The 12,811-nt window shown below is 54.1% G+C and carries 9 protein-coding genes and 1 pseudogene; 8 read left to right on the forward strand and 2 right to left on the reverse strand.

The genetic code is table 11. From position 1 onward, the window contains the following. Positions 1–209: 209 nt before the first annotated feature. From ABV298_RS26995 to ABV298_RS27005, 3 genes are read left to right on the forward strand one after another with little or no spacing between them, the layout of a single operon-like run. Positions 210–839 carry a (2Fe-2S)-binding protein gene (locus ABV298_RS26995; RefSeq protein WP_353723257.1) on the forward strand — a complete coding sequence of 210 codons (630 nt, stop codon included), beginning with the start codon at positions 210–212 and terminating at the stop codon, positions 837–839. Beyond that, positions 836–1,843 carry a xanthine dehydrogenase family protein subunit M gene (locus tag ABV298_RS27000; protein ID WP_353719247.1) on the forward strand — a complete coding sequence of 336 codons (1,008 nt, stop codon included), beginning with the start codon at positions 836–838 and terminating at the stop codon, positions 1,841–1,843. Before ABV298_RS26995 ends, ABV298_RS27000 begins: the two co-directional genes overlap by 4 nt. Before the next feature lie 2 nt (positions 1,844–1,845). Further along, positions 1,846–4,083, forward strand: a complete 2,238-nt coding sequence (locus tag ABV298_RS27005; protein ID WP_353719248.1) for a xanthine dehydrogenase family protein molybdopterin-binding subunit — start codon at positions 1,846–1,848, stop codon at positions 4,081–4,083. Positions 4,084–4,169: 86 nt separating this feature from the next. On the opposite strand, the gene ABV298_RS27010 is transcribed toward ABV298_RS27005, so the two are convergent. Both ABV298_RS27010 and ABV298_RS27015 read right to left on the reverse strand, forming a co-directional pair. Further along, complete coding sequence (locus ABV298_RS27010) at positions 4,170–5,951, reverse strand: hypothetical protein (RefSeq protein WP_353719249.1); 1,782 nt, start codon at positions 5,949–5,951, stop codon at positions 4,170–4,172. A gap of 171 nt (positions 5,952–6,122) precedes the next feature. After that, positions 6,123–6,614: a hypothetical protein gene (locus ABV298_RS27015; protein WP_353719250.1), complete on the reverse strand. Its 492-nt coding sequence runs from the start codon at positions 6,612–6,614 to the stop codon at positions 6,123–6,125. 229 nt (positions 6,615–6,843) lie between these two features. On the opposite strand from ABV298_RS27015, the gene ABV298_RS27020 reads away from it, so the two are divergent. The 5 genes and pseudogenes from ABV298_RS27020 (at position 6,844) to ABV298_RS27040 (ending at position 12,809) form a co-directional block, all read left to right on the forward strand. Then, entirely contained in the window at positions 6,844–7,698 is an 855-nt protein-coding gene (locus tag ABV298_RS27020) for a sugar phosphate isomerase/epimerase (protein WP_353719251.1), read from the forward strand. Between the two features lie 473 nt (positions 7,699–8,171). Continuing rightward, positions 8,172–8,741 (forward strand): carboxypeptidase-like regulatory domain-containing protein, encoded by a 570-nt coding sequence (locus ABV298_RS27025; RefSeq protein ID WP_353719252.1) that lies wholly within the window; start codon positions 8,172–8,174, stop codon positions 8,739–8,741. Continuing rightward, positions 8,656–10,548: pseudogene (locus ABV298_RS27030) on the forward strand (TonB-dependent receptor); the annotation flags it as partial. The gene ABV298_RS27025 and the pseudogene ABV298_RS27030, both read left to right, overlap by 86 nt. 36 nt (positions 10,549–10,584) lie before the next feature. Then, positions 10,585–11,811, forward strand: coding sequence for a DUF4374 domain-containing protein (locus ABV298_RS27035; RefSeq protein ID WP_353719253.1), 1,227 nt, complete (start codon positions 10,585–10,587; stop codon positions 11,809–11,811). 74 nt (positions 11,812–11,885) lie between these two features. Then, positions 11,886–12,809, forward strand: a complete 924-nt coding sequence (locus ABV298_RS27040; RefSeq protein WP_353719254.1) for a helix-turn-helix transcriptional regulator — start codon at positions 11,886–11,888, stop codon at positions 12,807–12,809. Positions 12,810–12,811 lie beyond the last annotated feature (2 nt).

Consider the following 12,811-nt stretch of genomic DNA (forward strand, 5'->3'; position numbering starts at 1 on the left):
CCGCTTCAAACGAAATCGATCTCCTCCCGCCACCGTTACCATCCCCAACCACCCCCGACACCACCTGACCATCCCCGACAACACCTGACCACCCTTGACAACCCCTGACTATGCCTGACAACACCTGACAGCTCCCTGGCCATCCCGCCGCACCGGTAAATCCCGAACCATTTTCCCTTTTGCAAACATATTCGCCGAACCCAACAACCATGGACATCGACCACGACGCTACTCCGCCCGACATGCCTGACGAAGACCGACGCCTTTTTCTGAAACAATCCGTGTTTTTCGCCGGATTTTCGATGGTGCCGGCCGATTTCCTGCAAGCGGCTTCCGCATTGGAGGACGGCCCTGTCGGCAATGCAGTGAAGGTCAGAATATCGCTCACGGTCAATGGGAAGCGCAGGCGTTTGTCCATTGATCCCCGCATGACATTACTTGATCTGCTTCGCGAAAATATGGGGCTGACAGGCACCAAAAAGGGCTGCGATTTCGGGCAATGCGGGGCTTGTACGGTGCATATCGACGGCCGGCGGGCACTGTCCTGTCTCACTTTCGCCGTCATGCAGCATGGTTCGAAGATCACGACCATCGAAGGGCTTTCCGATGGGGAGCATTTACATCCGTTGCAGGAAGCGTTCATCAAACACGACGGCTTTCAATGCGGGTATTGCACGCCGGGACAGGTGATGTCGGGCGTTATGTGTATACGGGAAGGGTGTGCGGGGTCGGCGGAGGAAGTGCGGGAATATATGAGCGGCAATTTGTGCCGCTGCGGCGCTTACCCGAATATCGTGGATGCCATTCTGGAAGTGAAAAAAGAAGGACTGAAAGTATGAGACCATTTCAATACCTGCGTCCTAAAACCGTCGCGGAAGCTATTACGATGGCCGCCGACAATCCCGGAGCGCAGTACATTGCGGGCGGTACAAACCTGGTAGAGCTTATGAAGCGCGGCATTGCTTCGCCTGCCAAGCTGATCGATATCAATCATTTACCATTAAAGAAAATAGAGCACCGCTATGACCGCCTGCGCATCGGCGCCCTGGCGCTGAACAGCGATGTAGCGCGGCACAAAGGTGTGGTAAGCCGCCAGCCGCTGCTTGCCCAGGCATTGCTGGCGGGCGCCTCGGGGCAGCTGCGCAATATGGCTACCGTGGGCGGAAACCTTTTGCAGCGAACGCGTTGCAGCTACTTCTATGACCTGGTATTGCCCTGTAACAAGCGCAAACCCGGCTCCGGCTGCGGCGCGGAAGGGGGCATTAGCCGAACACACGCCATATTTTTTGCAGGAAACGCCTTTGGAGGAATCGAAAGGCCGTCCTGCATCGCCGTACATCCGAGCGATATGTGCGTGGCGCTTACCGCCGTGGATACCGTCATTGTGGTCAACGGCCCGAACGGTGAGCGGAGGGTCCAGATGAAGGATTTCCTGCGTCTTTCGACCCAACAGCCCGAGCTGGACAGTAATCTCGGTCCCGGTGAACTGGTGACGGCCATCGAGGTACTGGACAATGCTTTTGCCCGGCATAGCCATTATCTGAAAGTGCGCGACCGTGCTTCGTACGCGTTTGCATTGGTGTCGGTAGCGGCCGCCCTGCAGATGGACGGCGGCCGTATCTGGGATGCGCGGATGGCACTCGGCGGCGTGGCGCATAAGCCATGGCGCTATTGGGCCATCGACCTGATGCTCAGAGGGCACGCACCTTCGGAGAAGCTGTTCAGGGAGGTAGCCGAGCACGAAATGCAGAGCGCAAGGGCCACGGAACAGAATGCATTCAAGATTAAACTCACGTCCAATGCGATCGTCGCGGCATTGAAAACCGCGGCAGGCATTTCCTGACTATGAAAATACAATCGTTGGATAACCCCGCGGATAATTCGCTCAGCCGCGTCGATGGAACCGCAAAAGTAACCGGCGCAGCCACCTATTCGGCCGAATATGCCGTGCCCGGGCTGGTACATGCCGTGCTGGTGACAAGCACCATTGCCAAAGGCAGCATCACGGCCATCGACTCGCGCGAGGCGGAGGCCGTACCGGGCGTGCTGGCGGTGATCAGCCACATCAACGCGATTACCGTGCCGGGCTGGCCTGAAAGAAAGCAACCGGCCGAACGTGCGCCGGTGGGTACGACCTTCCGTGTATTTTACGATCCGTTGATCTATTTCGACGGGCAACCCGTGGCTATGGTCGTCGCGGGGACGCGGGAGCAGGCAATGCAGGCGGCCGCGCTTGTGCGTGTGGCGTACCAGCAGGAAGCCCATCAAACACATTTTGAAAAAAATACCGGTAAGGCCGGCATTCCGACGAATGTCCAGCGCGCCCAAAGCTCGCCGTTCCAGGATTACGAGCGCGGCGATACGAGGGCGTGGGAGCAGGCCGAGGTCCGGATCGACGCCGGGTATACCATTCCGACCCAGCACCACCAGCCGCTCGAACCGCACGCGATCATCGCCGTTTGGGAAACGGACGAGAGGCTTACGGTATATGACAAAAACCAGGGCGTAAAATCGGCGCAGGGACAACTGGCTCAGGCATTTAAGCTGCCACGGGAAAACGTGCAGGTCGTGGCAAAATACATTGGAGGGGCGTTCGGATCGGGGATTCGTGTATGGCCCCATACGATGGCGGCCGTCATGGCGGCGAAACAGTTGAAGCGGCCGGTGAAGCTGGTGCTGGGGAGGGAGCAGATGTTTACGTCCGTAGGATATCGACCCTACACCAGGCAGAAATTAAGCATAGGCGCATCGAAAGACGGCCGGTTGCACGCCATGGTGCACGAAGGAATCGGGCAGACGTCCATGTACGAGGAGCATCTGGAGCGAACGGTTCTCGCCACGCGTGCCTTGTACGCTTGTCCGAATGTGTCCACACGCTACCGCCTGCTGCCGCTCGACGTGAATACACCCACTTGGATGCGGGGCCCCGGCGACGCCACGGGGATGTTCGCACTGGAGTCGGCGATGGACGAGCTGGCATTTGCACTGAAAATGGACCCGCTGGAACTGCGGTTGAAAAATTACGCGGAGTCCGATCCCGAACGGAATTTACCCTGGTCGGCGAAAGCGTTGCGGGAATGCTATGAGCTGGGTGCTGCAAAGTTTCGCTGGGAAAACCGCCAGATGGAGCCCGCTTCGGTTCGCCGTAACGGGATGCTCGTAGGGTACGGAATGGCGTCCAGCCTGTACGGGTTTCACCGGCACCCGTCGAAGGCACGTGCAGTGATGCATGCGGACGGCTCGGTGACCGTCGAAAGCGCAACGATGGATATCGGTCCCGGAACGGGTACGGCCATGACGCGCATTGCAGCGAAGGTCCTGGGAGTGAACGCCGGCAAAGTGCACTTCGAACTCGGGCATTCCCGGCTGCCCGACGCCCCGGGCCAAAACGGATCTTCCACGATTCCCAGCGTAGGTTCGGCGGTACATGTGGCCTGCGAAGCGTTGAAAAGTAAACTCATCGGATTGGCCCGGCAGATGCCGGAAGCGAAGAAACCGGAAGGCCAGGTGGCGGTGAAGGATGGGAGGGTGTTCGGCATGTCGGCAGGCGACGAGGGTATCAGTTTTACGGATATTTTGAAATACCATCATTTAAATGAACTGGAAGCGACAGAAGAGTCGAAACCGGGTACCGAACGCGACCGGTATTCGATGTATTCCTTCGGCTGCCATTTTGTGGAAGTAGAGGTAAATCCGCTTACCGGCGAAGTACGCGTTACCCGGGTGGTTACCTGTGCGGATGTAGGCACGATCATCAACTATAAAACGGCCCGCAGCCAGTCCGTGGGCGGAGTGGCAGGTGGCATCGGGATGGCGTTGATGGAGCATTCCGTCATGGACCACCGTTTTGGACGGTATGTTACTTCCGATCTGGCCGGTTACCACATTCCCGTGCATGCGGACGTCCCGCCGATTGAAGTGTACTACATCGATAAACCCGACCCGCACGTAAACCCTATCGGTTCCAAGGGGCTGGGCGAAATCGCGATTGTTGGCGTCGCCGGGGCTATTGCCAATGCGGTTTTCAACGCCACCGGCAAGCGGATCAGGGAACTGCCGATCACTCCCGACAAGCTGATTTGAAAAGCCGGTATTGAAATTTCGCCGGCTTTCGAATACGATAGCATCAAAGAGAGCCACGGAAAAAATCCGGGCCGGGGCTGCACAACTTAGCTACCGGTAATCTCTTTGTCCGTTGCCAGCAAATAGCGCTCATGGCCGTTGATGACGCCGAGCATCAGCTTATACTTCTTGTTTTTATCCAGATACTGCCTTGGCATAGCCATCGACTCGCAGTAGCCGCTATAATAGCGCCCGGTGCGCATGAAACGGAGAAATGAGCTTCTGCGCCTCCGCATGGGTAATACATGTATTTCATTACCGGCATGAATAAGGAGAAACAGGCCGTCATCGGGCGAAGTCCGACACTCCGGCGCCTCGGTACCGGCTACAATGAAATCGGCAACCCGGACGATTACATCCGATGATCCGCGCACTTCTGCCTGCCGCAGGGCCTCAAAAGGAAGTTGGGGGAACTGGTAAACCCTGGCTTTCAATGCGTTCTCAAAAATCGAATCTACCGCCTTTTTTACGGTGATGTAAATGGGGGCAGAAGGGAATTCCCGGTTTTGGGTCCAGCCATAAGCATCCGCCTGGATGGTTTTCCGTAAATAGATCATATCGCCCCACGTTTGAAAATAACTGCCTCCGAAATAAACTAACGCGCCGGCTTGCAGCAGGAACAGGTGCCGGTTGAGCAGTCGTCGGGGTGCCCGCCATTGTAGCAATAGCAGGTAGTTGTAAATCGCCCAAAAGGTGAACATATGTTTATATCTGCTCAACAAAATACAATTTGCGCCGTAAGCGGCACGTCCGAACGCGAAGGCAAGAAAGGTAACCAGCAAAAACAGAACACAGCCCGCCAGCCACCATTGGGTCGGTGTAATGGCATTTCTATGGCGCAGCAGCTTTTGACCAAACCGGAATGCACAGCTTCCGACAAGCGATAAACTTGCCACGCCGGCGACAAGGGAACAGATTAACCTCGAAGTGTCGCTTTGTTCCAAAAACACGTCGGCCATCATGCCCGGCATGGCAACAGCTATCAGCAGCATATTCTGCCACGACGATAAATTCTGTGAAAAGGTCGGGCGAAAATCCGGGATTGCCAGTCCGCTGAGATAAATGGCCGTAACGACGCCGAACAGCAGCACCCAGAACGTTGCGGCGAGCCACTTCCGCCGGGCCAGGAGTATGAATACGGCTACCGGCCCGACAAATATGCCCGTTACATCCGAATAAATGGATAAGACCCCAAAAACAGAGCCGAAAAGCAGGCCAGCACGCGTGCACTGGCTGACGAACCAGATGCTCGCAAATCCCCAAACGTATACGCCTATATGTTGCAACGGAACCATTGCCTGATAGAGCGCCGCGTAATTGAAATTCGAGAAAAGCACATAGGGGATCGGTAGCAATAAAGCTAATGGAAGATTTCGCTCAGATCTGAACCAGGTGAGGACCAGTTTGAAAAAAACGAGATAAGAGCAAATTCCGACCAATGCGACGACGCGAAAATCAACCACGCCGTTTACCAGGTACACCAGGTAAGCTACCAGCCTGACAACGACAATGCGACGCTCGTCATCCTGCCGCGACAGCGCCCGCCAGAATTCGCGAAATGAAAACGGGCCGTCCGCTATCGCCGCAGTGGACTCCAGGATCGCGTCGATATCGTCCTGGAAGGGGATATTGACGGTGGTGACTGTCCAAACCGAGAAGAATATCGCCACTGGTGTGATGCATGCCAAAAAGAAGAGCACATCGCGAAATATGGCGGACCCCAAAACGGGGTAACCGGACTTTCCGCGATTGGCGGCCTGCAGGTAGGCTGCAAGCAGAGAAACACTGCCGACGAAGACAGACAACGTGACGAAGACAAGTAGGCTCATTAGTTGACGGGTTGAATCCCCGCCAAGCTATTCGCTTTCTTTTGTCCTATCGTCAACGAACGATCCTCGGGCCTGTCCAGGTTATCAGGCGGTTTTGGCCGCTGTTTCGGCACCCTTGGCCGTCACACCGCAACGCCGTAGGTCCGAATGTTCTCGCCAGCCGGTTTTACGCTAGCCTTTTACCCATTTCACCACCAGATTTGCGATCAGGATCATTTGAATTGCTGTGAATGTAACCAGCCCTATCGCAAAACGTAATGTAAGGTCCTGCCACGCCTGGTACCGATTCACCGACATGGGCGTTGGGATGTATTCCGCCGCTTGGGGAGGCATTCCCGTTGCACTGACCAGGTAAAGCGCTATCCCTATCGTTCCGAGCACGTGCATTGCCGCTAATTGCGGAAAGCCGGCCCGCCGTTTGGTTAGCCAGTAAGCCAGACCAGACAGCAGTATTGATGCAATCAGAACTCCGGCCAGGAAGGGGATTTTCATCGCGATCCAGGTGTCATAAAGCTGTAAATCGGCTGAGTAGTCGCGCCGCAGCCACGCGATGAGGGCAATGACGGGGCAAGTAAGAAGGAGGACGAGGTAAGGCCGGGTGTTGATGATGCTTTTGCGCATTGCGTCGTAGTTTTGAGGCTGCAAATTAAAAAAATGAAGCAAAAGGCAGGCATGTGGTTTTGAGCAATGGAAAAGTTCAATTTCTCTGCCGGAAATAGCGGGCCGCCTGCAAGGAATGGAGAAATCGTTTACCGACTTTTCAGAAATGAGTCCCGGTAGCGGGTAGCACAGGGTGATTGATGTAAATCTTCGTCAAATGCGTTAATTCCCGGATTCAAAATATTTTATTCACTACGTTTTTTCAAACTTCAAAAACCTGACCATTGCGAATATGAAAATCAGACACTTAACGCTTCTCGCCGCACTGGCTTGCGGATATACCGCTTCCGCCCAAAAGGGAAAGCCGCTATTCCCTGACCAGCCCGGGATGGTTTCCTACACGTTTCGTTCGAGCCTTTCCAAAGATGCGGCGGCGACGCTGGATACGATCAAGGCGCTGAAAATTACCGACATGGAGTTTTCGAGCTTGTTTGGTAAAACGGCGGCGGAGTTACGCAAGTTGCTCGACGAGCGGGGGATCAAATGCTCGTCTTTCGGCGTCGGTTATGACGATGCCCTGAACAAAACGCAGGAGGTGGGCAATAACGCCAAAACATTGGGGGCAAGCTATGTGCGCGTGGCATGGGTACCGCATAAGGAGCCTTTTACGCTCGAAATGGCACAAAAGACCGTAGCCGATTTCAACAAGATCGGTAAGCAGCTCAAAGACGAGTTCGGTCTGACGTTCTGCTACCACAACCACGGTTATGAATTCGAAAAGTATGGCGAGGGAACACTCATGGACTATATTATCCAGAATACCGATCCGCAGTACGTGAGTTTCGAACTGGATATGCTCTGGACGTTCTTCCCGGGTCAGGACCCCGCCGCCTTAATCGCCCGGTATCCCGATCGCTTCAAACTGATGCACATGAAGGACCTGAAGAAGGGAGTGGTCGGCAATATGTCGGGTAACACACCGGTAGAAAACGACGTAGCACTGGGGACAGGGCAGATCGATATTCCGGCTGTGCTGAAAGCGGCCAGAAAGGCGGGCGTCAGGCACTATTATATCGAGGACGAGAGTCCGAGCTACGCCACGCAGGTGCCGCAGTCGATCGCCTATCTGAAAAGTTTGAAATACTGATTTACAGGGAATATTATCTGTGACAGTCGTCTTTCCGTCGGCAAACGGCTGTCACAGACCTTCACAGGCTAACCGGCCCCGGGGTTAAATCGGAAAAACGCCCGGTGAACGCCTCCGTGATCATGGCTATGACAAGCATACCGGCCCCAAAATCCAAAGCGCCTCATTTCTGAACCGGCCCTCGCTGCGTGCACAAAGTACAGGCGATCCGCATCGACTTTGCGTCTCCATCCCGAAGTGCTCCGCGAAGCCGCTATGCTCGGGATCGAGTCAGCATTGCATGCGATATCGGCAGCAAATGTGCAAATTGTCCAGCTAAACCGGCAAATTGTATAAGCGAAACTGTCGCCGGGCGGCTACTTTTGTGGCACTATTTAGAATAAGTCTACTTATTGATAAAACCGGGTGGCTGGTACCCACCCGGTTTGCTGCGCCGAGGCGCATTACTTATAAACGCTGAAACATTTAAAGCAATGCAAATTAGGAAAATTCTGCATACGGGGCTCCTTTGTGCCTTGTCGTTTGTCGCCCTTGCCCAACAGGACGGTGTCAGCCTGTCGGGGCACGTCAGGTCGGAGGACGGCGAGGCGCTCCCAGGTGCTTCCGTGAGCCTGAAAGGGACTTCGCATGGCACTTTTACCGGCGCCGACGGAAAGTACACCCTCGAACATGTCCGTCCCGGAAATTACCGGCTGCTGGTTTCCTTTATGGGCTATCGAACGCAGGCCAGGGACATTACCCTTAAAGCCGGCGAACATTTCAGGCACAATGCCCGACTGGTTCCGGAAGCCCGGGAGCTGGAATCGGTTTCGGTGATCGGCCGGACTGAGACAAAGGAAATCAACCGCCAGGCTTATAATGTGACGGCCATCGACGCCAGGAAGCTTCCAGAACTCGACGCTCGATCTTTCCCATGCGCTCGACCGTGTCTCGGGCGTACGTGTAAGGGAAAGCGGGGGCGTGGGGTCGAATATGAATTTCTCACTGAATGGTTTCACCGGCCGCCAGGTGAAGTTCTTCCTCGATGGCGTGCCGATGGATAACTTCGGATCTTCGTTTCAGCTGAATAACATTCCCATCAACCTCGCCGAACGCGTGGAAGTATACAAAGGCGTAGTACCCATCTGGCTCGGTTCCGACGCGCTCGGCGGAGCGGTGAACATCGTAACGAACACCCGCCGGAACAGCTACCTGGATGCTTCCTATTCCTACGGGTCGTTCAACACCCACCGTACGACGATCAACGCGGGTTACACGGGAAAAAACGGCTTTACAGCGCAACTAAATGCATTTCAGAACTATTCGGATAATAACTACTGGATCACCGTGGATGTCGCCGATGTGAATACGGGCGAATATTTCCGCAACCAGCGCCTGCGCAGGTTCCACGACACGTACCATAACGAAACCGTCATCGCCAATGTGGGCGTGGTAGGTAAGAGGTTCGCCGACAGGCTTTTACTGGGCATTACTTTGGGTAAAAACAAAGCTGAAATCCAGACCGGCGCCCGCATGGTGAGCGTATTCGGGCAATGGCACCGCAAGGGTAACATTGTGATGCCCAGCTTGAAGTACCAGAAAAAAGATCTGTTTGTTAAGGGGTTGAATGTCAATATCTCAGCCAATTACAACCTGGGCCAGGAGCAGAATGTGGATACCGTATACCGCCGCTATAACTGGTTCCGGCAATTCAAGCAATACGAAGGGAAGGGGAGCGAGCGCGAAAGGTCGCTGTACAAATTCAGGAACAACAACGGACTGGCCACTGCCAATATAACTTACCAGATCGACCCGCGGCATTCCGTTACGGTCAATAATGTATTCAACACTTTCAACCGTAAGGGCGAAGACGAGCTTTTCCCTGAGTCGGCAAAGTACGAGCAGCCGCGCATTAACCGGAAGAATGTGCTGGGACTAGGGTATAAATTTGATTATTCCGAACGCTGGAATACGTCCGTGTTCGCCAAGCATTTTTCCCAGCGCAATAAATTCTCCGTCTCCTATAACCCGACCGGCAACTGGGGCGACGAGGCGTTCTTAATTCAGAGAAACAGTTTTAACAAACTTGGCTATGGCATTGCTTCTACCTATTTTCTTTTCAGGAATTTTCAGTTAAAAGGCTCATTCGAAAAAAGTTACCGTCTGCCGGAAACCGACGAGCTTTTTGGGGACCTGCTGAACCTGGAAGGCAACATCGATCTCGATCCCGAGACAAGCTACAACTATAACCTGGGTTTCAGCTACAATGGCGCTATCAGCCGCGTGCACCGGTTCAGTATAGATGCGAATGTGCTTTACCGCGACGCCCAGGGCTTTATCCGTCCGCGCCTGAACGCCAACCAGACCAAACAGGTGATGGATAACCTCGCCGACGTGACCAATTTCGGTATCGACGGGGAAGTACGCTATTCGTACCGCCAGATCTTCACCGCCGGCATCAACCTGACTTACCAGAACCTGCGTAACAATACCCGTTTCGAGGAAGGGTACACCACCGAAAGCCCGCTCTACCGCGACCGTATCCCCAACATGCCATTCCTTTTTGGCAATACGGATGCCGCCGTTTTTATCAGGGACCTCGGAAAAAAGGGCAACACGCTCACATTGGGCTACAATCTGCTTTATGTACACGCTTATTACCTCTACTGGCCGAGCCTGGGCGCCGATAAACTCGATATTCCGCAGCAACTGAGCCACGACGTGAATGTGGTGTACGCAATGGCGAACGGCAAATACAATGTCTCGCTGGAATGCAAAAATATGCTGGATGCCAGGCTGTACGACAATTTCAGCTTGCAGAAGCCAAGCCGCGGTTTCTATGTCAAATTACGCTATTTCATCAGTAAATAATCTCTAACAATTCCATAATCCAATCAAAGTAAGAAAATGAAAAAGTCATATTTGAAATGGTTTTTCGCAGCAGGAATGGGCGTGTCCCTCGGCGCGTGCAGCGATGATGACAACACTACCCCCGCGCCTGATCCGGGCACGGGTTCGCGCTACGTGGTTGCATCCGCTCCCGTCGGCTCTCAGGGTGTTGCAGATTACCTCCTCACTACCAGCGATTTGTCGCAGGGAACGATCAGTACGGTAGGGCAAGGGATCGAGCAGGATGGTTCCTACCGCTATTACCTGACGCACAAAGGCAAGTTTTTCAGCCTCTTGTACGGCCAGGGTAACCCGGGTGCCGTTACCACCTATGCATTGGACGAGACAGGTGGCCTGGTGAAAACTTCCGATTTTCAGAGTGAAACGGTACAGGTGTTCGCTCCGGCCGGCGACGATATCCTTACCATCAAAGTGCCGAGGAGCGGTAACGAGAGCGCGTCGTGGTTTCGGATTAATGCCGACCAGTCGAAAATCGTAGGCGAAGGGCAGGTGAATATCGTGAAACTCGCGGGCAACGGCGAGCGTGCGCATTTCACCTGGGCAACACAGGTAGGTGATAAAATTTTCGCGCCTTATATGAGCATCAAAGGCGCTGCTCCGGATGTTTTCGGAACCGCCAACCCGGATAGCAGCTGGATCGCCGTGTTTTCCTACCCGGCCATGACATTGGAAAAAGTCATTAAAGACAACCGCACGAGCTTCATCGGTTCGTATTTCAACAACGGCCTGTCGGTGGACGAGCATGGCGATGTATACGGGTTTTCTCCGGCGTCGGCGACCAACAGCGGCGTGGCTACCTCCACCAGGCCTTCGGCATTTGTCCGTATCAAAAAAGGGACAACCGAGTTCGACCAGACCTACTTCTTCAATGTACAGGAGAAATCGGGCGGCTACAAAATTGCCAACCAGACCTACCTGGGCAGCGGCAAATTCCTGCTTTATATGTTCGGAGACCTGGGCAAGGCTTCCGGCGCGAAGAAGCTCGCTATCGCTGACGCCTACAATCAGACCTTTACATGGGTAACCGGCGTGCCCGACGTAATCGCGTCGTCGTCGGCCTCCTATAACAACAATACCGTAAGCGACGACAAAAAGAGCGTATTCGTGGGCATCAACACCGATGCCGGCAGCTGGGTGTACACTGTGGATATCGCCAGCGCAACGGCCAGGCAAGGCCTCAAAGTGGAAGGCGGCGCTATTACAGCCATTGTCAAGGTCAAATAATTTGGGTTTTAGAAGCACTACAACCCCCGCCGGGCGCTCGTCGCCAGCGGGGATTTGTGTTGAAAAGCCGATATTTGCTGCAACGAATGCGGAGCAGGAATAAGGAAAGCGATATGGATTACACAGGCGGCAGGGTCTTGGAGGAGCAGCTTCACGAGCAGCGGCGCGGCGAATTCCCGCTGCACGACATGGGGGATGCCTTTTTTGAGATGGCGACTATCGAAGGTGGCGATGAGCACTTTTTCAATGGTATCCACCGCCATGATTTTTATGAAGTGCTCTGGTTCACCGACGTAAAGCCGCAGCAGGTACATTACATCGATTTTAATAAATACCTTATTGAGCCCAATCAGGTTTTTCTGTTGCTGCCCGATCAGGTCCACAGCATGGAGCAGCGCGGCAAATGCGGGTTTCTGATGGCTATTTCAAAAGACTTCTTCGAACGGCTCATCGGAAACGATATTTTCCGGCTTTTCAGGTATTCCACCAACTTCTCGGTCACCATTTCCGGCACCCGGCTTAGCGTTCTGAACACCCTGATGGATTTGATCCGCATCGAGTATGACAGGGAAAAACGTCCGGCGATACTGGAATCCTACCTGCGGAGCTGGTTTCTGCATTGCATCGAACTTCAAAAAGAAGCGGGCGATCCTTCCTCCGCCGATCCGCGGTTGCAAATGCTCCTGGAATCCATCGAGCACAATTATCGAAGGCAACGCAAGGCGGATTTTTATGCCAACGAGTTGTCGATCAGTGCAAAAAGACTCAACGAACTCACTCGCCGTTCATTTGGGAAGACCATCAGCCAGATGATCAGCGAACGGCTCATTCTGGAAGCGAAACGCGAGATAGGCTACTTCCGCAAACCCATCAAAGAAATCAGTTACGAACTCGGCTTTTCCGAACCATCCTACTTTACACGATTTTTCGGGAAACAGACAGGATATGCGCCGGAGGATTTCAGGAGGAGGATCGCGGCGATGTATGATCAGGAATGAGT

The organism is Dyadobacter sp. 676, from assembly GCF_040448675.1.
GTDB lineage: Bacteria > Bacteroidota > Bacteroidia > Cytophagales > Spirosomataceae > Dyadobacter.

Bases quoted from the DNA above. Each gene is read 5' to 3' on its own strand.
- ABV298_RS27010 (WP_353719249.1), bottom strand. From the start codon at position 5,951: ATGAGCCTACTTGTCTTCGTCACGTTGTCTGTCTTCGTCGGCAGTGTT.
- ABV298_RS27000 (WP_353719247.1), top strand. From the start codon at position 836: ATGAGACCATTTCAATACCTGCGTCCTAAAACCGTCGCGGAAGCTATT.
- ABV298_RS27005 (WP_353719248.1), top strand. From the start codon at position 1,846: ATGAAAATACAATCGTTGGATAACCCCGCGGATAATTCGCTCAGCCGC.
- ABV298_RS26995 (WP_353723257.1), top strand. From the start codon at position 210: ATGGACATCGACCACGACGCTACTCCGCCCGACATGCCTGACGAAGAC.
- ABV298_RS27020 (WP_353719251.1), top strand. From the start codon at position 6,844: ATGAAAATCAGACACTTAACGCTTCTCGCCGCACTGGCTTGCGGATAT.
- ABV298_RS27025 (WP_353719252.1), top strand. From the start codon at position 8,172: ATGCAAATTAGGAAAATTCTGCATACGGGGCTCCTTTGTGCCTTGTCG.
- ABV298_RS27035 (WP_353719253.1), top strand. From the start codon at position 10,585: ATGAAAAAGTCATATTTGAAATGGTTTTTCGCAGCAGGAATGGGCGTG.